The sequence below is a fragment of the Streptomyces sp. col6 genome, assembly GCF_008042035.1.
GTDB lineage: Bacteria > Actinomycetota > Actinomycetes > Streptomycetales > Streptomycetaceae > Streptomyces.
The window spans coordinates 1,436,855-1,456,790 of sequence record NZ_RDBL01000006.1 but is presented as its reverse complement, the minus strand read 5'-3'; the positions used below and the strand labels follow the sequence as shown (position 1 = coordinate 1,456,790).

The window sequence follows — 19,936 nt, the reverse complement described above, 5'->3', positions numbered from 1 at the left end:
CCGATGCACAACTCCTCCCCCGGGCAAGGGACTGAAGGGACTCGCGGAACGAAGAGTCCCGGCCGACGGGAGACGCCTGTTGTAGGCTCTGAGCCGAATCCGAAAACTCAGTCCCTTCAGTCCCTCAATCCCGTGGCGTAACCCCTCTGAACTGGGTTTTCTCCCGAGGGACCGAGTCGTTCAGGACTGAACAACTGTTGGCCCTCGGCAAGGACGATCAGCGTGCCGCGTCAAAGAGAGACCGGTGGCCCGCCCGCGGCGGGCGCCACGAGTCCCTTCGACATGGCCCGTTGGTGCGCCGCGAACGGCTGGCCCGTCCACCCCCTGGCCGCCGGACGCAAGACCCCCGCAGGGAACTGCCCGACCTGCCGCGAGGATCCGCACCGCCCGGCGGACTGCCCCTGCCTGCCCGCCGGCAAGTGGTGCCACGGCTTCCACGCCGCGACCACCGACCCGGAGCTTCTGGCCGCCTGGTGGGGTGTCAACCCGGCCCTCGGCGTCGGCGTCTCGTGCGGCCCGGCCGGCCTCGTCGTACTGGACATCGACGCACACAGTGCCGAAGTCCCGCACCGCGACCGGCTCCTGCCCGGCATCCCGATCCATGAGAGCGTCAACCTGACCGGCCTGGCCTCAGGGTTCGACACCCTTGCCCTCCTTGCCGCACTGCGAGGCGCTCCCAGCCCCGCCGAGGACGAGTCGACCCTGCGCGTCCGCACCCCGTCCGGCGGCCTCCACGTCTGGTACCGCACCGCACCCGGCGGACCGCGCTACCGTTCCTCGGTGGGCTCCAGCCCCAAGGTCGCCCTCGCCTGGCAGGTCGACATCCGCGCTACCGGCGGCTATATCGTCACCCCGGCCACCCGCACGCCCGCGGGCACCTACACCGCCATCGGCGCGGCCCGCCTGCCCGCACTCCTGCCCGACTGGCTCGCCGCCGAACTCCACCGCACCGGCCACACACCACAGCCCGCTCCGGTCGGGGTCCCCGCACCCCGTCCCGTACGGGCGCCCCGTGCGGCTTCACGCGCGCTGCGGCTGCTCGAACCCCTGCTCGCCGAGGTCCGGGGCTGCGCGGTGGCCGCCGAGGGAACGGCCTTCACCGAAAAGCTCAACCGGGCCGCCTACACCGCGGGCGGCCTCGTCGCGGCAGGACACCTCTCCGAGCCCCGCGCACATGACCTGCTCACCGAAGCCGCCGACGCCGCGCGCCCGCACCGCCACCGGCACAGCCTTACCGTCATCGCCTCAGCCCTGTCCGCCGGCGCAGCCCGCCCGCTTCATCCCGAAGGACGCCCATGAGCAGCGCCGACAGCAGCCCGCGCTTCGACGCCACTGCCGCAGCGCAGCAGATGCTCGCTCTCGAAACCGAGGGCGGCCTCCCCGGCCTGCCCGCCCAGCAGAACGCCTCCGCGGTCCACGAACCCCCGCCCGAGGGCCGGTTGCCCGCGCTCCTGACCGACCGCGGCAACGCCAAGCTGTTCGCCGTCATGTTCGGTGACCAGTTCCGCCACGTCGAGGGCCTGGGCTGGTACCACTGGGACCAGTACCGCTGGAAGCGCACGGGCGGCGAGAAGGCCGCGGTCTGGGCGGCGGGCGATCTGGCCGAGCAGATGCCCCCCACCGACCCCACCGGCCAGTTCACGGACCGGGAAGTGCGCTCCCACCGGCGCCGTTCCATGTCGACCCCGGGCATCAAGGCCATGCTCACGCAGGCGAAGGCCTCCCCCGCCCTCGCCCTGGACCCGGACGTCCTGGACGGCGACCCGTACGCTCTGTGCACCCCGGCCGGCGTCGTCGACCTGCACACCGGGCATCTGCGCAAGCCCGACCCCGAGGGCGACATGCACTCCCGGGCGACGAGCGTCGCCCCCGAGGTGACACCGACTCCGCGCTGGCACCGCTTCCTGCACGACACGTTCGGCGACGACGCCAAGGGCGAGGAGACCATCCACTTCCTGCACCTGCTCCTCGGTTACTCCGTCACCGGTGACGTCGGCGCCCAGGTGCTTCCCTTCCTCTACGGGACCGGCGCCAACGGCAAGTCCGTTCTCCTGGACGTCATGACGCAGATCCTCGGTGACTACGCGCAGGCGGCCCCGCCGGGCTTCCTCATGGAGAAGGGCAAGTTCTCCGAGCACTCCACCGAGCTGACCGAACTGCACGGCAGGCGCATCGTCGTCTGCTCGGAGCTCAAGCCGAACGACAAGTTCGACGAGTCCCGGGTGAAGCTGCTGACCGGCGGCGACCGCATCATGGCCCGCCGGATGCGGCAGGACTTCTTCAGCTTCAACCCGACCCACAAGCTCTGGCTGCTGGGCAATCACCGTCCCGAAGTCGGCACCGGCGGGCACGCGTTCTGGCGCCGCATCCGCCTGATCCCGTTCGAGCGCGTCGTCCCTGCAGCCCGCAAGATCGACAACCTCGCCAAGGAGCTCGTCCAGAGCGAGGGCCCCGGCATCCTGCAATGGCTCATCGAGGGCGCCAAGCTCTACCTGGCCACCCGCGACCCGCTCGACGGCCCCGCCACGGTCCGCTCGGCCACCGCCGCCTACGCCACGACCGAGGACCACATCGGCCGCTTCCTCGCCGAGTGCTGCACCACCCACACCCCTGACCTCCGCGTGGAACAGGGTCTGCTCTACGCCGCTTACAGCGGCTGGTGCGGCGCGGGCGAAGGCATCAGGCCCGCGACGGCGCGCGCGTTCGCGACCCGGGTCCGCCAGGAGCTCTCCCTCGCCTCGCCCGCCGACATGATGAAGTCCAGCGGCAAGAAGTACTACCCCGGCCTCGGACTCCTCACCGACGACGACTCCAGGACCGGCCATGCCTGACCCACGTACCCGGCACGCACCCGCCGGTCCGGCCTACCATGAACACGGTGCCCCCACCAGGGAACGTGCTCACACCCACCCCGGCCTCCTCCCGGCCGGCCGACACACAAAGGGGCTGCAGCCATGAGCTCGCTGCTGAACGAGAGCGACCTCCACCACGAGAACGCTGTGGTCTGGCTGGAGAACCCCGAAAACCTCGACTACGTACGCCAGGCGCTCGACAAGACCACCCGCCGCCGCGGAAAGCCCCGCTACGAACGCGACGGCCGCATGGTCGGCTACACCGAGCTGGAGGCCCACACCGAGGCCGACCCCGACAGCGGACTCCACCTGCGCAGGGTCTTCTTCCTCCTCCCCCACGACCGTGATGCCGACCCGGACGGCCCGTACCACGAGGGCGCACCCGGCGAAGCGGTCGACCCGAGCACCATCGAGCCGAAGCGGGTCGGCGACAAGACGCCCCGCTCGCAACGCGGCCTGGCCGCGACGGCGGAGGCCGGCAACTGACGGGGTGGGGGGATTATTACGCCGTAATAATCCCCCCACCCCGCCGACTTATTACGCCGTAATAACCGTCCCGGTCCCCCGCTCCCCGGTCCCTCCAGCCCGGCTCCACGACCTTCCCGGAGCTGGGCTCTTGAGCGACCCTCAAACAAAAAACAGGCAGAACTAACGCGTCGGTGCCGATATGGATCATCGAAGTTAGTAAGGTGACTGCCATGACTTCGCCCTCCCCCGGCGACCGCGAGAAGGTCGTCTCCAAGCTGCCCTCGGTGCTGCAGCAGAACCTGAAGATCCGGGCCGCCCAGCACAACATCGACATCCAGCGTGCCGTCGAAGCCGGCATCGAGGCCTGGCGGAGACTCGGCTCGAACCTCTCCCCCATCGACACCGCCGGTGCCAAGTCCTTCGCCACCTTCCTGCCTGACGGGCAGTGGGACGGCTTCCGCGCCGACTGCGCCTCCCGCGGCGTCTCCCTCATCCAGGGCCTCGCCCAGTCCGTCCAGATGTGGCTGGAGACGAACCCGGCGCCCACCGTCGTACGGCCGGAACACCCCAAGCGGATCATCACCTGCAACCAGAAGGGCGGCGTCGGCAAGACCGCCATCGCCGCCGGCACCGGCGAAGCGCTCGCGGAGGACCCCGACGCGCTCCACCCCGTCCGCATCTCCAAGCACTTCGCGGCCGCCCTCGCCGAGGACCAGGACCCCTCCCCCCTCGACTACGAGGACCTCCCCGGCCTCGGACTGCGCGTCCTCCTCGTCGACTTCGACCCCCAGTGCCACCTCACCAAGCAGCTCGGCCACCAGCCGCTGCCCATCGAGGGCGACAGCCTCACCAAGCACATGGCGGGCGAGGCCAAGGGCGGGCTCGCCGACCTCGTCGTCCCCATCGAGGACCCCCGCTTCGGCGACCGGCTCCACCTCCTGCCCGCCTGCACCGACGCCTTCCTCCTCGACGTCAAGCTCTCCGGCGTCCGGGCCCGCGAAGCAGCCCTGGAACGCGCCCTGTCCGCGATCGAGGCCGACTACGACGCCGTCATCATCGACTGCCCGCCCAGCCTCGGCCTCAGCATGGACGCCGCCGCCTACTACGGCCGCCGCCGCCAGGGCGAGGCGCCGGGCAACTCCGGCGTACTCGTCGTCGTCCAGGCCGAGGACAGCTCCGCCGACGCCTACGGGCTCCTCACCTCCCAGATCGAGGACCTCCGCGACGACATGCACCTCGAACTCGACTACCTCGGCATCGTCGTCAACCACTACGACGCCCGCCGCGGCTACATCGCCACCTCGTCCCTCGACTCCTGGATGGACATAAAGGACCCCCGGGTCGTCGGCGTCATCGGCGACCTCAAGGAACAGAAGGAGGCCGTACGCGTGAAGCAGCCCCTGCTCGCCTACTCCCCCCGCTGCGACCAGGCCGTCGGCCTGCGCGCCCTCGCCCGGGAGATCTCATGAGCAAGGCATCCCGGCTCGGGGCCGGTTCCTCCTTCGGCCAGACCCAGTCCATCAGTGCCCGCCGAGCCGCCATCAACCAGGTCGCCGCCGCCCCCACCGAGGGCGCCCCGCCCCCGGTCGAACTCCCCGTCGGCGCCATCAGCCTCAACCCGGACAACCCCAGGTCCGACCTCGGCGACCTCACCGATCTCGGCAACAGCCTCCGCGACCACGGGCAGAAGACCGCCATCAGCATCATGGGCCGGTTCGCCTACCTCGAAGGCAACCCCGGCCGCGAGGACGACCTCGAACCCGGCACCAAATACGTCGTCATCGACGGCAACTCCCGCCTCGCCGCTGCCCGCGAAGCCGGCCTCACCGAGATCAAGGTGATGCTCGACGACAAGCTGGGCAGCAACCCCGACGAGATACTGGAATCGGCTCTCGTCGCCAACATCCACCGCCAGGAGCTCAACCACCTCGACGAGGCCAGGGCCCTCGAACAGCTCCTGAAGATCCACGGCACTCAGGAAGCCCTCGCCGCACGCCTCCACCGCTCCCAGGGCTGGGTCTCCCAACGCCTCGCGCTGCTGACCCTGACCCCCTCACTCAAGGAGAAGCTCCAGTCGGGCGAGGAATCCGCGGCCACGCTGCGCCTGGTCGGCAAGAAGAAGGCCGAGGAGCAGGAGGCCCACCTCCAGCAGCTGAAGGCCACCAGGACCCAGAAGCCCCGCACCCCCAAGCAGAAGACGCAGTCCCCCGCGGACGGGACGGGGCTCCAGGGGGTGGCCGACCGTCTCTCGGTGCTGGACGGCGTTTTGGTACTGTCCAGTCCGCCCGGCGGGCCCACGGTGTTCCGCCTGGAAGTCCCGGTACCGGGTGCGGGCGGAAGGGCGTGAGCTTGCGGATCGTACTGGCCGAGGACAGCGTGCTTCTGCGCGAAGGTCTCGTCGGGCTCCTCGAACGGTTCGGCCACCAGGTGGTGGCGGGCGCCGGGACGGCCGAGGAGCTGGTCGCGGCGGTCGCCGCGCACGGCCCGGACATCGTGGTGACCGATGTCCGCATGCCGCCCGGCTTCTCCGACGAGGGGCTGCGCGCCGCGCTCGAACTCCGGCGCGAGCAGCCCGGGTTGCCGGTGCTGGTGCTCAGCCAGTACGTGCAGCGCGCCTACGCCGAGGATCTGCTGGACTCCTGCGACGGGCGGGGCGTCGGGTACCTCCTCAAGGAACGCGTCGGTCATGTAGAGGAGTTCGTCGACGCCCTGCGCCGCGTCGCCGCCGGGGACACCGTGGTCGACCCCGAGGTGGTCCGGCAGCTGATCCGGCACCGCCGGGACCCGCTGTCCCGGCTGACCGCGCGCGAGCTGGAGGTGCTGGCCCTGATGGCGGAGGGCAGGTCCAACGCCTCGGTCGCGGCGGCCCTGTCGGTCAGCGAGGGCACGGTGAACAAGCACTTCGGCTCCGTCCTCGGCAAGCTGGACCTGTCGCTCGACGACGCCACCAACCGCCGGGTGCTCGCGGTGCTGGCCTACCTCAGGGGCTGACCCCGCCCGGCCTGCGCGCCCAGCCGGCCTCGCTCCGGCCGCCGGGCCGGACGCGGCGGCCCGCGCGCGACCAGGGGGCCGGGCGGACCACGTCGGCCGGAAGGTCCTCGGCGCGGTGGAAGGCCAGGGCGTGCAGGACGGTGAGGACGGCGGCGAGTTCCTCGGGCGTGGGGTCTCCGGACAGGAGTCGGATGGTCATGCCGGCTGGTTCCCGTGCTTGCGGTGCGGCAGCGCCACCGTCTTGGTCCGGAGCATCGCGAGACCGGCGGCGAGGACGGCCCGGGTGCGCGCCGGGTCGATGACGTCGTCGACGAGCCCGCGCTCGGCCGCGTAGTAGGGGTGCATCAGCTCCGCCTTGTACTCCTTGACCAGCTGCTGCCGGGTGGCCTCCGGGTCGTCGGACGCGGCGATCTGCCGGCGGAAGACGACGTTGGCCGCGCCCTCCGCGCCCATGACCGCGATCTCGTTGGCGGGCCAGGCGTAGGAGAGGTCGGTGCCGATGGAGCGGGAGTCCATGACGATGTACGCGCCGCCGTACGCCTTGCGCAGGATGACCTGGATACGGGGCACGGTCGCGTTGCAGTACGCGTACAGCAGCTTCGCCCCGTGCCGGATGATCCCGCCGTGCTCCTGGTCCACGCCGGGCAGGAAGCCGGGCACGTCCACCAGCGTGACGAGCGGGATGTTGAAGGCGTCGCAGAGCTGCACGAAGCGCGCGGCCTTCTCCGAGGCGTGGATGTCGAGCACCCCGGCCAGCACCATGGGCTGGTTCGCGACGACACCGACCGTGCGCCCGTCGATCCGGCCGAGCGCGCAGATGACGTTGCCCGCCCAGTGCTCCTGCACCTCCAGCAGATCGCCGTCGTCGAGCAGTTCCTCCACCACGCGCCGCATGTCGTACGGGCGTTGCGGGTCGGCCGGGACCAGGTCGAGCAGGTCGTCCCCGGGGCGGTCGGCCGGGTCGTCGCAGGCGACGGCGGGCGGCTCCTCGGTGCTGTTGGCCGGGAGCAGCGTGATCAGGTGGCGGACCTCCTCCAGGCAGGTCTCCTCGTCGTCGTACGCGAAGTGCGCGACGCCGGAGGTGCCCGCGTGGACGTCGGCGCCGCCGAGCCCGTTCTGCGTGACCTTCTCGCCGGTGACGGCCTGGATGACGTCGGGTCCGGTGATGAACATCTGGGAGGTCTCGCGGACCATGAAAACGAAGTCGGTGAGCGCCGGTGAGTAGGCGGCGCCGCCCGCGCACGGGCCGAGCATCACGCTGATCTGCGGGATGACCCCGGAGGCACGGGTGTTGCGCTGGAAGATGCCGCCGTAGCCGGCGAGCGCGGTGACGCCCTCCTGGATGCGGGCGCCGGCCCCGTCGTTGAGCGAGACGAGCGGCGCGCCGGCCGCCAGGGCCAGGTCCATCACCTTGTGGATCTTCGCGGCGTGCGCCTCGCCCAGCGCGCCGCCGAAGATCCGGAAGTCGTGGGCGTAGACGAAGACCGTGCGGCCCTCGACGGTGCCCCAGCCGCCGACGACGCCGTCGGTGTGCGGGCGCCGGTCCTCCAGGCCGAAGCCGGTGGCCCGGTGCCGGCGCAGCGGCTCGACCTCCTCGAAGGTGCCCGGGTCGAGCAGCAGGCCGATGCGCTCGCGGGCGGTGAGCTTGCCCTTGGCGTGCTGGCGTTCGGTGGCGGCCGCGTCCCCGGCGGCCACCGTGGCGTGCAGGCCGTTGAGTTCGGCGGTACGGGTGCGGAGCGAGAGCACCGCGTCGGGCGCCGCGAACTCCTCCTCCAGCTCTGCCAACGTCTGGGTCTCCACGGTTCGACTCCCTTGTCTGCTCGGACTGGTCAGAGGCCGAGGCCGCGGTAGCGGCGCGGCCAGATGCCGTGCTTGCCGGGGGCGAGAATGCCCTCCGCGTCGAGTGCGTCCTTGATGCGTTCGCCGAGCCTGCGCACGGCGTGGTCGTTGAAGCCGTAGGTCGCGGCGACCTGGTCCATGAGCGCCGGGTGGGCGCGCTGGACGCCGTATCCGGCCGCCGCGGCGGCCCTGATCAGCGCCTCGCACAGCTCCAGGGCGCGGGCGCGGTCGTCCGGGTCGAGCGTGTCGAAGACCGCCGTGAACCGGTGGTGCAGCCCGCGGGCGCCCACCGCGAAGGCCCCCAGGTAGTCCTTGCCGTACGCGTGGGCGTGGTCGCGGGCCAGCGCGTACTGGGCGAGCGCGTCCGCGCCGGTCGTGGGCGAGACGGGGGTGAGGTCGAGCCGTCCGCCGTGCGGCAGCCAGCCGTCCGCCTCGTCCGCCCGGGGCCGTACGGAGTCCGCGTCGCCGTCGGACGCCCCGGCGCAGCGGAACCGGGCACCGGGCACGGCGGCGAGCGCGTCCCGGATCACGGACCACTGGGCGTCCATCACGGCGGGCGCCCCGGCCAGCGCCCCGTACAGGTTCCAGCGGCCGAGCCCGAGGTCCGCCATCAGCGTGCGCACGACGCTGTCGGGCAGCGGGCCGGTGCCCGCGTCGTACGGGGCGCGGCGGCCGGCCGCCGCCGCGTCGAGGAGCACGCTGCGGACGGTCGGGGTGTCGGCGACGGTGCGGTCCATCAGCAGCGGGCGCAGGGCGTCGACCAGGGGCCCGATATCGTCCTCCCGGGGGAGGGCGACCGCGTAGGCACGTCGGGCGGCCGGTTCGGGGCGCAGCCGCACCCCGAGCTTGGTGACGATCCCGAGCGCCGACCGGGCGAACATCGGCCCGAGGGCCGGCCCGCAGCCGTACGGCGCCCAGGGCCCGGGTCCGGCGCCGGTCAGGGCCGCCATCCCGGTGCGCACCACGTCCCCGTCGGCGAGCACGATCTCCATGCCGTACGGGGCCGACGCGGCGCCCTCGTACCCCGCGCCGCCGGTGGACCGTTCCAGCACCTCGCCGAGGACGCTCCCCCAGCGCGGGCCCTCCGGGTCCGGCCGCTGGGCGAGGCCGAGTCCGGCGACGCGGGCGGCCAGGTCGTGGAAGGTGACCCCGGGCTCGACGACCGCGTAGCCGCCGGCCGGGTCCACCTCGACGATCCGGTTCATCCGGGCGAGGTCGACGGCGACGGCCCCCGGGAGCCGGGGCGCCGGGCCGCCGAAGCCCGGATCGCGCCCCGGCAGCACGGGCGAGAGCGGCACCCCGAAGGCCCCGGCGATCCGCACCACCGCCCGGACGTCCTCGACCGAGCCGGGCATCAGCGCGGCGGATGCGCTGAAGTACTGGGCGTCCAGGACCGGTTGGGGATCGGCGTAGCCGGGGAGACCGACCGCGCCCTCGGTCAGGACCCACCGGGGACCCAGGGCCACCCGGAAGGCGGCCAGGGCCCGGGTGAACTCCCGGCCGTCCACCCCGGGCGGGAGCCGGCGGACCTTCATGGCGTGCCTGCCCCGATCCGTACCGGGGACCGCTCCGACGGTGCGAACGCCTGGATGTCGATGCGTTCCCACACCCCGGAGACGGCGAACGGGTCACCGGTGGCGAACTCCTCCACCTCGTCCCGGGTCCCGGCCTCGACCACGATCAGGCTGCCGACCGCGGTGGTCCCGTCGGCGGCGACGAGCGGGCCGTACAGCACGGGCCGTACGCTCGCCGCGCGCAGCCGGGCCGAGTGGGCCGGGCGCTGGGCCGCGCGCAGTTCCGCGCTCCCGGGTGCGTCCAGGCAGTGGATCGCCCACAGCATGTCCTTCTCCTTCCTCGATGGTGACAAGTGGCCCGGTCAGGCGGCGCGTTCGCCACCGACCGCAGGGGCGGACTGCTCGCGGAGCCGGGTCAGTTCGCTGACGACGGCCTGGCGGGCGGCGAGCTTCTCCTGCTTCACGGAGAACTTCTCCGGGATGACCCGGTACTCGGCCTCCACGACGCTGGCGAGCTTCTCGCCGTGGTGGAAGCCGATCCGGCACCGGAAGACCGAGCCGACCGGACTGCGGGTGTGTTCCAGCAGCTCGTACTGGGCGGTCGCGGGCAGCGGGAAGACGAAGCTGTGGAAGTCGGACCTGACGGAGCTGATGACGAAGCGGGTCTTCTCCGGTCCGGTGACGAAGAACTGCTCGGTGACCACCGTCCACAGCTGGCGGGCGGCCTCCAGGAGGGTGATGGCCGGGATGTGCTGCCCGGTGAGGTGGTCCTCCAGGACCTCGACGCGCTCGTCGATGACGAGGTCGGCGACGAAGCGCTTCTCGCCGGTCTGGCCGACCGGGCCGATCAGGACGTTCTTGGCGTCGTGCTTGTGGGTGAGCCGCTGCTCGGCGGGTTCCGGGACCCCGCCCTTGCCCAGCGAGACGGCCGGTCCGTGCGCCTCGGCCAGGGCGCGTATCTCGGCGAGCTGGCCGGCGCTGAGGCCCTGGCCGATGCTGACCGACAGGCTCTCGGTCAGCTCCCCGGCGCGCAGCCGGGCGATCAGCTCGGAGACCGGGACGGTCCCCCGGTTGGCGAGGAAGTCCTCGAAACGGTCCCCGACGGCGATGAGTGCTTCGTGCGACATGTCGATCCCTCCAGAGTGTGGGGCTGGTACGGGCGGGGGCGGTGCTCAGACGGCGGTGGCCGCCAGCTGCTCGACGGTGCGGACGTACGCGTCGGACAGGGCGCCGACCGTGCGGACGTCGGAGATGACGTACTCCTCCTCGAAGGGGTCGACGCCGAGCTCCATCTCCAGCTGGATGACGAGGCGGGCCAGCAGCAGGGAGTTGAGCCCCAGCTCGTGCAGGAACTCCGTGCCGGCGAGGGTGGGGTGCGTGGGGCGCTCGGCCTCGGCGAGCAGGGCGTTGATCTCCTGGTGGACCAGGGCGGTGATGTCGGCTGCGATCAGCATGTGATTCCTCCGTCTACGACGATCGACTGTCCGGTGATGAATGAAGAGGCGGGCGAGATGAGATACAGAACGGCGTCGGCGATTTCATTCATGGTGCCGAGCCGGCCGAGCGGGGTGCGGCGCTGAATGCGTTCCCGGTTCCTCTCGGTGACTTCCTCGGTCATGTCACTGTCGAAGAATCCGGGGACCAGCGAATTCACCCGGATATTGAAGGCCCCGAGTTCCCGGGCCAGGCTGCGGCTGAAGCCGTCGAGTCCGGCCTTGGTGGCGGCGTAGACCGCCACGCCCCGGTAGCCGCGGATGGCGTTGATGGACGAGATGTTGAGGATCTGGCCGCCGCCCTGGCGCGTCATCGCGCGGGCGCAGGCCTGGGCGAGGGTGATCGGGGCGAGCAGATTGCTCGCGATCAGCGTCTCGGTCTGCTTGCGGGACGTGGTCAGGAAGAGTTCCTGGTGCAGCACGGCCGCGTTGTTGACGAGCAGGTCGACGCGGCCGAAGCGGCGCACCGTCGTCCGCACGACCCCGCGCAGCGCGTCCGGGTCCCCCAGGTCGGCGGCCTCCCACAGGAACCGGTCGCCCTGCTCGGCCTGGAGGTCCTTGACGAAGTCGTTGGCCGACCTGCTGAAGGTGGCGACCCGCCAGCCCTCACCGAGCAGCCGCTCGACGAGCAGCCGGCCGAGCCCGCGGCTGCCGCCGCTGACCAGGGCGACCCGGTCCCGCGCGGGGGCCTCGGGCGTCTCCGCGGCGCTCATGCCGCGCTCCGGATCTTCTTGTACCGCTCCGAGTGCTGCGGGGCGGCGGAGATCTCCACCAGCACCGGGACCTTGTACGCCTCCAGGCGCCGGCCGCAGTACTCGCGCACCCTGCGCGTCACCGCGCGCCGGTCCTCGTCCTCGACGAGCTGCACGGTCGCCTTGACGACCATGCCGGTGACCGGGCTCGGGCGGCCGCTGACGGTGGCCTCCGCGATGTTCTCGACCTCCAGCAGGACGCTCTCGACCTCGCTGGGGTAGACCTTCTCGCCGCCGACGTTGATGATCTCGGAGTCGCGGCCCAGGATGCGCACCCAGTCGCCGTCGACCTCGACGACGTCCTGCGTGTTGAAGAACCCCTCTTCGTCGAAGGGTGCCGGGGCGTTGAGGTAGCCGAGCATGGCCATCTCGGAGCGGATCCACAGGATGTTGTCGATGATCCGGTGCTCGAAGCCGGCCGAGCCGAGCTTCACCCACAGGGTGTCGTCGCCGCGCGACCGGGTCGGCAGGATGCCCAGCTCGGACAGCCCGTACGTCTGCTTGAGCCGTACGCCGGGCAGCGCCTCGCCGAGCCGGCGCAGCGTCTGGAGCGGCATGGGCTCGGTGCCGTACGTGACGAGCTTCAGCGAGTCGGTGGCGTACCGCTCGTGGGCGCCGGAGATCAGCACCATGTTCAGGAAGGTCGGCGTGGTCGGCAGGATCTGCACCCGGTGCGCGGCGATCGCCTCGAAGACGGCCTCGGGGGTGCGCTCGGCGACCGTCACCACGGTGCCGCCCTGGCTGAGCGTGTGCAGCAGGGTGTTGACGCCGCCGATGTGGTCCAGGCTGAGGAAGGAGAGGATGCGCGAGGGACGGGTGGGCTCGCCGTAGCGGGCGAGGACCTTGTCGAAGTCGAGCACGGAGGCCTTGCTGCGGCCGGTCGTGCCCGAGCTGAACAGCACCAGGCCGGGGCGGCCCGCGTCCCGCAGCTCCTGGTAGAGCGCGTGGTCCGCGGTGCGGCCGGTGCGCTCGCAGCGGTGCACGCCGCCCTCGTCGACCCTGACGACGACCTCGACCTCGGCCACGTCCAGGAACTCGGCGCGCTTGGCGGCGGGCAGGGTGGTGAGCGGGACGACGACGACCCCGCGCTCGATCAGCGCCAGCAGACCGGCACAGGCCTGCGGGGAGTACGCGCCCTCCAGCGTGACGACCTCGCCGGCGCGGACCTCGTGCCGGTCGAGGAAGAGCCGCCACTCGCCGACGAGCCTCAGCAGGTCCTCGTAGCGATAGCTGCGGCCCTCGAAGGCGACGGCCTCGGAATCCCGGAAGGATTCCAGTCGGGTCAGGAACGGATGAGGCATCGTTTTCTCCAGGTGGATGATTTCTTTTCGGATTTCGATAACTCGAAGCTAGCCCGGGGCATTTCGTCGCTCAATATGGCTTTTATGAGCCCTCGTACGGGGTGGCCGTTCGGGGTACCCATTCGGTGCGCTCTTTCGGGCAGGGGTACGGGGTAGCCGAAAGGGCATGTAGCGGAAGAGGCATCGACGGGCGCATGCTCGAAGGCGTAACGCACGACTGCCGTGACCTGTCCTGGGATGGCAGCGGGCCGCCGAATACGGCCGGCCCCGGTGCGCCGGCTTTCCGGCGCGTTGCCCCCAGGAGCAGAAGTGATCCAGCAGATCCTGCCGTCCGCCGTCGCCTGCGCCGACACCACCGCCGACCTCCCCGAGGCACAACCGCACCCGGAGGAGGTGCCGTTGCTCGCGAAGTGCGTGGAGCACCGGCGCCGCGAGTTCACGACCACCCGGCACTGCGCCCGCACCGCCATGTCGGCGCTCGGGGTGGCCCCCGGCCCGGTCCTCCCGGGCGCCAAGGGCGAACCGCGCTGGCCCGCCGGGGTGACCGGCAGCATGACGCACTGCGACGGCTACCGGGCGGCGGCGCTCTCCCGCAGCGACCGGTTCCACAGCGTCGGGATCGACGCGGAGCGCCACGCGCCGCTGGAGGAGTCGATGGTGCGGCACATCTCGGTGCCGTCCGAGCGCGAGCACCTGGCCGAGCTGGCCCGGGTCAGGCCCGAAGTGCACTGGCCCACCGTGATGTTCAGCGCGAAGGAGACCGTCTACAAGACGTGGTACCCGCTGACCGGCCGCTGGCTCGGCTTCCGGGACGCCCGGCTCGCGTTCGACCCGGAGGCCGGCACCTTCCGGGCCCGGCTGATGGTGCCCGGACCCGTGGTGGACGGCGCCCGCCTGGGCTGGTTCACCGGCCACTGGGCGGTGCGCGAGGGGCTGGTGCTCACCGCGATCGCGCTGCGACGGGCGCGGTGAGCCGGGAGGCGGGTTCGGCTCCCCGGTCCGCGAGGCCCGTCAGCTCCGCCGCGGCCCAGGCACCCGCCGTACGCAGCTGGCCCGGGGCCGCCGAGAGGACCGGCCAGTCCAGCCGCTGGGCGTGCTCCATCAGGACCCGGTCGGTGCCGCCGACGACCACGGGGCGGCCGACCGCGAGGAGCATGTCCAGGTCGCTGGCGTGGTCCCCGTAACAGCTGGACTCCCCGGCGTTCAGGCCGAGTCCGGCAAGGGTCTCGCGGACCGCGTCGGCCTTCACCGAGCCGATCATCGGGCGCACCACCTCACCGGTGAGCAGCCCGTCGGGCCCCACCACCGGCTCCGAGCAGAGGATGAGGTCGGCCCCCAGGTCCTCGGCGAGCGGGTCCAGGCAGCCCCGGAACGAGCCGGAGACCAGCACCACCAGGTCGCCCGCCTCCCGGTGCCGGCTCGCGGCGGCCCAGGTGGCGACGGTGACGGCGGCGGGCCCGCGCCGGTACTCCTCGTACCACTCGCGCCCGGCCGTGCGCAGCTCCTCCATCGCGACCCCGGCGAACCGGCGGTAGTAGCGGCGGTTGATCTCCGAGCGGTGGACGCCGGAGCCGGCGGCCTCGCGGACCCCGGCCATCACGGCGGCGTGGCCGGAGCCGTCGTCGCCGTGGCGGGCCATCCAGAACCGCAGGAAGTCGAACATGCTCTTGGTGTTGATCAGCGTCTCGTCGACGTCGAAGAAGGCGGCGCGGGTGGCACCGTTCGCAAGGTTCGTCACGTCGTTCACCAGCCGTTTTCGTAGGGGGACGCCGGCGCGTGGGTGGCGGCCGGCGGGGCGAGGGGGCCGCGCGGGGCGGCGGCGGGGTGGCCGCACAGGCCCTCGCGCAGGGCGCGGGCCGCGGCGAGCGTGCGGTTGGGGCAGTTGAGCTTGGCGAGGATGTTGGCGACCAGCCGCTTCGCGCCGTGCTCGGAGATCCGCAGCCGGCGGCCGATCTGCTTGTTGCTGAGGCCGTCCACGACGAGCGTCAGCGCTTCGCGCTCGCGCGGGGTGAGCCGGGGCGCGGCCGGGACCTCGCGGGCGCCGCGTCCGGCCAGTTCCATCAGGGGGCGGGTCAGGGCCGCGGGTATGCGGACCTCGCCGGCCCGCATCGCGCCGAGCATGTCGCCGAGGGCCGCCGCGTCGAGGCCGTCGGAGAACAGCAGCGACGCGCCCGCCACGGAGGCGACCCGGTCGAGGTCGAAGGACCGGGTGTCCGGCAGGAGCAGCAGCACGCGCACGCCGTACGCGGCGACCCGGTGCAGCACGGAGTCGCCGTCCAGGTCCGCCGGCTCCGGGACGATGAGCAGGAAGTCGGTGCGCGGGTCGTGGACGGCGTCCACGGCGGCCGACAGCTCCGCGAAGGCCCGGCAGGTGCCGACCGTGCCCACGGCACCGAGCATGCGCTCCAGGCCGTAGCGCTGCAGGTCGTCGCGGACGGAGAGGATGACGTGGGTCGCCTGCTGCGGGATCAGCGGCGAGGTGGTGGTACGTACCGGCGGAGAGGCGACTGCGAGAGCCGCGCGGTTCTGCGACATGCCCTTACCCCCAGGGGTCCTTGTCGGTGACCGCTGGGGCCACCCGTATGCAAGGAACGCTAGACGCGCGAAGGGCCGTGGAGGCCGTCACTGCCTCCTAGTCCGGGTGGCCGCGGACCAAAAGTAGTAGCCGGATGCCTCGGGGGTATCCGGCTGCCGGGGGTGCGAGGGACGAGGGACCGTTCAGGCCACCGGGGCCGCGAGCGGGACGTCGGAGAGGGCCTGGCGGGCGAAGGCCACGACGTGGGCGCGCAGGTCGAGGCCGCCTGCCGCCTCCGCGTCGGGGCCGATGATCAGCCGGGCCAGCTGCGGCACCGCGTTGGGCCAGGCGGCGAGCCCGATCAGGCTCAGCAGACAGGCCGCGACCTGCGGGGACGCCTCGGTCCCGAAGCTCTCCGCGAGGGCGGCGATCTTCTCCTCGTAGTGGCTGCGGCGGCCCTCCTCGTTGGGCAGGACGCCGTCGCGGTAGTGCAGGCCCTCCCAGAAGAAGAGCCGGACCAGGACCGGGTTGTCGCGGTGGAAGTCGTACACCCGGCCGACGTACTCGGCGGGGTCGTCGCCGCCCTTGAGCGGGACGGCCGCGGCCAGCTCGTCCAGCGCACGGCCCACGACGGCGTCGAACAGCTTCTGCTTGTTGCCGAAGTAGCCGTAGATCCGTTCCTTGTTCACGCCGGCCAGCTCCGCGATGCGGTCGACGCGCGCCCCGGCAATGCCGTGAGCTGCGAATTCCTCCTTCGCCGCAGCGAGGAGCCGTTCCTTGGTGTGGGTCGTGTCCGAGGTCATGACACCAGCGTAGAACGGCTTTCCGCAGATGCCAACCAACTGGATGGTTGACATCCAACTAGTTGGTTGGCAGAGTGGAACACGTCGCCGAGGGCAGCACCACCGCCCAGGCCCCAGGACAGGACCTGCGACAGCACCGCCCGTACCGCCTTCCGTACGCACCGCACACCAACCTGGATGGGACTTCTCATGACCACCGTCGCCCGCCCCGCCGCCGCTTCCGCCACCACCGCCGCCGACCGGAATCAGCCCCGGTCCGCCGCCCCCGCCCAGCCGGCCGGACTGCCCTCCGTCCATATGCGTGCACTGCTCACCTGGATCGCGGTCTTCTCCGCCCTGACCGTCGTGCAGCTGCTGGTCGGCCCTTACGTGAAGGGGTTCCCGATGCTCCTGCGCACCCTGGTGATCACCGGGATCGTCGTGCCGGCCGTCGTCTACACGCTGGTGCCCAACCTGCTGAAGGTCCGCGCCGCCGTCCTGCGCCGCCGCCACTGAGACGTGGGACACCTGGCTGATTCCAGCCATCACCGCCACGCAGTCCGCAAATCGGCTTATCCTGCACCGGTTCAGCGCTTGAGAAGCAGTTGAGCCCCGGGGGAGGAGAGCGTGATGAGAGAACCGGCGCACGGCCGTCTCGGCAGCCGCCAGGGCGGCCCGCCCGTGAAACGCTTCAGGGCGTACGAGGACGAGGTGATCGCCCTCTACCACGCCCGGCTCCGCGGGATCAGCAGCCCGCTCGCCGCCGAACAAGAGGTGTGGGCGCAGTGCGAGTTACAGGGCCGCCGGGTCTTCCGTGACTGCGCCGACAGCCTGGAGGCCGGCCTGACGGAGGTCTCCGACAGCCATATCGCCGAGGTCGTGGACCTCGGCAGCGCCCGGGTCCAGCAGGGCGTCCACCTCACGCACTCGGTGCGGGCCGGTGTCATCCTCTTCGACACCGTCCTGGAACGCCTGCTGGAGTGCACCGCGGGCGTCGAGGGCGCCGAGAAGGCCTACGCGGCGGCCATCCGGGCCCTCCAGCAGGGCATCGGGAGACGCCTGGAGGTCGGCTCCATCGCGTACGACTCGTTCATGCTCGCCCGCGTCCGCGAGGTGCACGACAAGGGACACCGCAAGCTGGCCCGCGAGATCCACGACCAGATCGGCAACTCCCTCAGCCTCGCCATGCGCCAGCTGGAGCTGTACGAGCTCCACGTGGCCCGGCAGAACGCCGATGTGCCCAAGGAGGTGCGGGCGGCCCAGGACGCCATCCTGGAGACGCTGGCCCACACCAGGGAGCTGGTCACCGAACTGCGCCGCCCCGCCATCACCGGGTGCCTGGAGGCGGCCCTCGCCGACTTCGTCGCCTCCATGGGAGACGAGGGCGTCCCCGTGCAGCTGTGGGTGCGCGGTCTCGACGAGTGGATTCCGGCCCCGGTCGCGGAGGAGGTGTTCGTCATGGTCCGCGAGTGCCTGCGCAACGCCTTCCGGCACGCGGAGGCCGGCAACATCGTCGTCCACATCGACATCGCCCCGCACGAGATCCAGAGCGAGATCATCGACGACGGCCTCGGCTTCGACGTGGAACAGGTCCTCGCCGGCGGCCGCACCAACGGCCTCACCGGCCTCCAGGAACGCACCGATCTGCTCGGCGGCACGCTCCACATCGGCTCCTCGGCCGGCCGGGGCACGCACGTCACCATGTGGATACCGATCAAGGAGGACCAGGCCCTCCGATGAGCGCCCCCACCACCCCCGAATCCGTCCGCATCCTCGTCGCCGACGACCACACCCTGCTGCGCGAGGCCCTGTGCGACCTGCTGCGCTCCGAGCCGGGGTTCGAGATCGTGGCCCAGGCGGGCAACGGCGAGGACGCCATCCGGCTGGCCGCCGCGCACCGTCCCGACGTCGTCCTGCTCGACATCGAGATGCCGCGCAACGACCCCCCGGCCACCGTCCGCCGGCTGCTCCAGGGCGACCCGGGCCTGCGGATCATCGTGCTGAGCATGTACGACGGCCAGCAGCTGGTGCAGGAGCTGCTGCACCTCGGCATCAGCGGCTATCTGCACAAGAGCACCGGTCGCGAGACCCTGATCTCCGCCGTGCGCTCCCGCGAGGGCGGCGGCGAGCTGCGGACCGTGACCGTCTCCGTGTCCCCCGACAGCCTGCGTGCCCCGCAGCAGGCGCCCGACAGCGCGGGCGGCCTCTCCGACCGCGAGGCCGAGGTACTGACCCTGGTGGCCCAGGCCATGAGCAACCGTCAGATCGCGGTGAAGCTCGGCATCGCCGAGGGAACCATCAAGCGGCACATGCGGAACATCTTCACCAAGCTGGACGCGGTCTCCCGGATCGACGCCGTCAACAAGGCCGTCGAGCGCGGCCTGCTCCCCCAGCCCGACCCGCCCCGCCGCCGCTTCTGACACGGCAGGGCCCCGCACACAAGGGCGTGTGCGGGGCGGCGGGCCCGGAGTGCCGGTCGTCAGACGGTGAGGAACAGCCCGGCGAACAGGGTCAGATGGACCAGGTGCTGGGTCACCATGAAGGCGCGGTACGGGGTACGGCCCCGGGCCTCGTCGCCCCGCGTGGTCCGGCAGAGCACCGCCACCACCAGTCCCCCGCCCGCCAGCACCGCGGCCGCCGGTCCCAGCAGGGCCGCCCAGCCGGTCAGCGCGGCGGCCAGGAAGCCCCCGCCGACCAGGAGGGCGCCCGCCCCGCCCACCAGCCGGGCGGTGGTGTCGCCCCAGGCGGTCACCGACGTACGCCGGCCCGCCGCCGCGTCGCCCCGCACATGGGAGAAGTCCTTGGTCACGGCCCCCACCACGCACATCCACAGCGACATCGCGGCGGCCAGCACCAGCATCGCCCCCGGAGGCCGGCCCTCGCCCGCCGCCGTCCAGCCCGCCGCGTAGGTCAGCAGGCCCATCAGCAGGACGGACCCGGAGGTGCCGGCGGCGCTGCGCTTGAGCTGGAAGGGTGCGGCCGAGTAGGCGTACCCGAGGAAGAGGAAGGCCAGGTCGAAGGTGATCAGCAGTACGTTGTTGCAGGCCAGCGCAATGATGACGGACCCTGCGGCGGAGAGCCAGGTCAGCCGGGCGGCGGCGGTCGGCGAGAGGTCCCCCCGGGCGATCGGCCGCCCGGTCCGGTTCAGCCGGTCCTCCTGGACGTCGGACACCCCGTTGATCCCGTAGGTGAAGAGGGTCGCCAGCACCCAGCTGACTCCCGGAGCGATCAGCTCCGGCCCCATACCCGCGAGCCTGCCGCCGGCGGTGACCGCGGCGGCGGCCAGGAAACGCATCAGAAAGACGATCTGCACGCAGACGCGCGCCTCTTCGACGAAGAGAACGGCGGCGCGTGCCGCACCTGCGATCCGCAGGGTGGAAGTCGGTGTCCCGGAATTGATCTGCGCTGTGTATGCCCCCATGACCAGGG

22 protein-coding genes are annotated in these 19,936 nt (G+C 71.8%); 10 read left to right on the top strand and 12 right to left on the bottom strand.

Features of this window, described 5'->3' with window-relative positions; genetic code table 11:
• Positions 1-282 precede the first annotated feature (282 nt).
• The 6 genes from EAO73_RS10520 (at position 283) to EAO73_RS10495 (ending at position 6,311) form a co-directional block, all read left to right on the top strand.
• Positions 283-1,299: a bifunctional DNA primase/polymerase gene (locus EAO73_RS10520; RefSeq protein WP_147971505.1), complete on the top strand. Its 1,017-nt coding sequence runs from the start codon at positions 283-285 to the stop codon at positions 1,297-1,299.
• Complete coding sequence (locus EAO73_RS10515; protein ID WP_147971115.1) at positions 1,296-2,831, top strand: phage/plasmid primase, P4 family; 1,536 nt, start codon at positions 1,296-1,298, stop codon at positions 2,829-2,831. The genes EAO73_RS10520 and EAO73_RS10515 overlap by 4 nt, the downstream gene beginning before the upstream one ends.
• 123 nt (positions 2,832-2,954) lie before the next feature.
• Entirely contained in the window at positions 2,955-3,338 is a 384-nt protein-coding gene (locus tag EAO73_RS10510) for a DUF6009 family protein (protein ID WP_147971114.1), read from the top strand.
• A 212-nt stretch (positions 3,339-3,550) separates the two neighbouring features.
• Complete coding sequence (locus EAO73_RS10505) at positions 3,551-4,789, top strand: ParA family protein (RefSeq protein WP_147971113.1); 1,239 nt, start codon at positions 3,551-3,553, stop codon at positions 4,787-4,789.
• The gene (locus EAO73_RS10500; RefSeq protein ID WP_412074574.1) at positions 4,786-5,667 is read left to right on the top strand and encodes a ParB/RepB/Spo0J family partition protein; all 882 of its coding nucleotides are present in this window, start codon (positions 4,786-4,788) and stop codon (positions 5,665-5,667) included. Before EAO73_RS10505 ends, EAO73_RS10500 begins: the two co-directional genes overlap by 4 nt.
• A 2-nt stretch (positions 5,668-5,669) precedes the next feature.
• Entirely contained in the window at positions 5,670-6,311 is a 642-nt protein-coding gene (locus EAO73_RS10495; protein ID WP_147971112.1) for a response regulator transcription factor, read from the top strand.
• Here EAO73_RS10495 and EAO73_RS10490 read toward each other — a convergent pair.
• The 8 genes from EAO73_RS10490 to EAO73_RS10455 are packed head-to-tail and all read right to left on the bottom strand — an operon-like array spanning position 6,301 to position 13,210.
• Positions 6,301-6,510 (bottom strand): acyl-CoA carboxylase subunit epsilon, encoded by a 210-nt coding sequence (locus tag EAO73_RS10490; protein ID WP_147971111.1) that lies wholly within the window; start codon positions 6,508-6,510, stop codon positions 6,301-6,303. The two genes, EAO73_RS10495 and EAO73_RS10490, sit on opposite strands and share 11 nt — an antisense overlap.
• Entirely contained in the window at positions 6,507-8,087 is a 1,581-nt protein-coding gene (locus tag EAO73_RS10485; RefSeq protein WP_412074586.1) for an acyl-CoA carboxylase subunit beta, read from the bottom strand. Before EAO73_RS10485 ends, EAO73_RS10490 begins: the two co-directional genes overlap by 4 nt.
• 53 nt (positions 8,088-8,140) lie before the next feature.
• The gene (locus EAO73_RS10480) at positions 8,141-9,685 is read right to left on the bottom strand and encodes an FAD-binding oxidoreductase (protein WP_147971109.1); all 1,545 of its coding nucleotides are present in this window, start codon (positions 9,683-9,685) and stop codon (positions 8,141-8,143) included.
• Positions 9,682-9,990 (bottom strand): YciI family protein, encoded by a 309-nt coding sequence (locus tag EAO73_RS10475; protein ID WP_147971108.1) that lies wholly within the window; start codon positions 9,988-9,990, stop codon positions 9,682-9,684. The genes EAO73_RS10480 and EAO73_RS10475 overlap by 4 nt, the downstream gene beginning before the upstream one ends.
• Before the next feature lie 36 nt (positions 9,991-10,026).
• Entirely contained in the window at positions 10,027-10,791 is a 765-nt protein-coding gene (locus EAO73_RS10470; RefSeq protein ID WP_147971107.1) for an AfsA-related hotdog domain-containing protein, read from the bottom strand.
• 45 nt (positions 10,792-10,836) lie between these two features.
• Positions 10,837-11,118, bottom strand: a complete 282-nt coding sequence (locus EAO73_RS10465) for a phosphopantetheine-binding protein (protein WP_147971106.1) — start codon at positions 11,116-11,118, stop codon at positions 10,837-10,839.
• On the bottom strand, positions 11,112-11,870 hold the full coding sequence (locus tag EAO73_RS10460) for an SDR family NAD(P)-dependent oxidoreductase (protein WP_147971105.1): 759 nt from the start codon (positions 11,868-11,870) through the stop codon (positions 11,112-11,114). Before EAO73_RS10460 ends, EAO73_RS10465 begins: the two co-directional genes overlap by 7 nt.
• Positions 11,867-13,210, bottom strand: coding sequence for a class I adenylate-forming enzyme family protein (locus tag EAO73_RS10455; RefSeq protein WP_147971104.1), 1,344 nt, complete (start codon positions 13,208-13,210; stop codon positions 11,867-11,869). Before EAO73_RS10455 ends, EAO73_RS10460 begins: the two co-directional genes overlap by 4 nt.
• A 309-nt stretch (positions 13,211-13,519) precedes the next feature.
• On the opposite strand from EAO73_RS10455, the gene EAO73_RS10450 reads away from it, so the two are divergent.
• Positions 13,520-14,182 carry a 4'-phosphopantetheinyl transferase family protein gene (locus EAO73_RS10450; protein WP_147971103.1) on the top strand — a complete coding sequence of 221 codons (663 nt, stop codon included), beginning with the start codon at positions 13,520-13,522 and terminating at the stop codon, positions 14,180-14,182.
• On the opposite strand, the gene EAO73_RS10445 is transcribed toward EAO73_RS10450, so the two are convergent.
• The 3 genes from EAO73_RS10445 to EAO73_RS10435 all read right to left on the bottom strand — a co-directional run bounded on the left by EAO73_RS10445 (position 14,151) and on the right by EAO73_RS10435 (position 16,528).
• The gene (locus tag EAO73_RS10445; RefSeq protein ID WP_224756227.1) at positions 14,151-14,948 is read right to left on the bottom strand and encodes an HAD family hydrolase; all 798 of its coding nucleotides are present in this window, start codon (positions 14,946-14,948) and stop codon (positions 14,151-14,153) included. The genes EAO73_RS10450 and EAO73_RS10445 overlap by 32 nt on opposite strands.
• Positions 14,949-14,953: 5 nt before the next feature.
• The gene (locus tag EAO73_RS10440) at positions 14,954-15,745 is read right to left on the bottom strand and encodes a helix-turn-helix transcriptional regulator (protein WP_147971102.1); all 792 of its coding nucleotides are present in this window, start codon (positions 15,743-15,745) and stop codon (positions 14,954-14,956) included.
• Positions 15,746-15,928: 183 nt separating this feature from the next.
• The gene (locus tag EAO73_RS10435) at positions 15,929-16,528 is read right to left on the bottom strand and encodes a TetR family transcriptional regulator (protein WP_147971101.1); all 600 of its coding nucleotides are present in this window, start codon (positions 16,526-16,528) and stop codon (positions 15,929-15,931) included.
• Between the two features lie 177 nt (positions 16,529-16,705).
• Between EAO73_RS10435 and EAO73_RS10430 the strand changes: the two genes are divergently transcribed.
• From EAO73_RS10430 to EAO73_RS10420, 3 genes are all read left to right on the top strand, one after another.
• Positions 16,706-17,023: a hypothetical protein gene (locus tag EAO73_RS10430; RefSeq protein ID WP_224756226.1), complete on the top strand. Its 318-nt coding sequence runs from the start codon at positions 16,706-16,708 to the stop codon at positions 17,021-17,023.
• A gap of 114 nt (positions 17,024-17,137) precedes the next feature.
• A complete protein-coding gene (locus EAO73_RS10425) occupies positions 17,138-18,247 on the top strand; it encodes a sensor histidine kinase (protein WP_147971100.1) in 1,110 nt (369 codons plus the stop codon).
• Complete coding sequence (locus tag EAO73_RS10420) at positions 18,244-18,927, top strand: response regulator (RefSeq protein WP_147971099.1); 684 nt, start codon at positions 18,244-18,246, stop codon at positions 18,925-18,927. Before EAO73_RS10425 ends, EAO73_RS10420 begins: the two co-directional genes overlap by 4 nt.
• 59 nt (positions 18,928-18,986) lie before the next feature.
• Here EAO73_RS10420 and EAO73_RS10415 read toward each other — a convergent pair whose 3' ends face one another.
• Positions 18,987-19,928 carry a UbiA family prenyltransferase gene (locus EAO73_RS10415; RefSeq protein WP_224756225.1) on the bottom strand — a complete coding sequence of 314 codons (942 nt, stop codon included), beginning with the start codon at positions 19,926-19,928 and terminating at the stop codon, positions 18,987-18,989.
• Between the last annotated feature and the right edge of the window lie 8 nt (positions 19,929-19,936).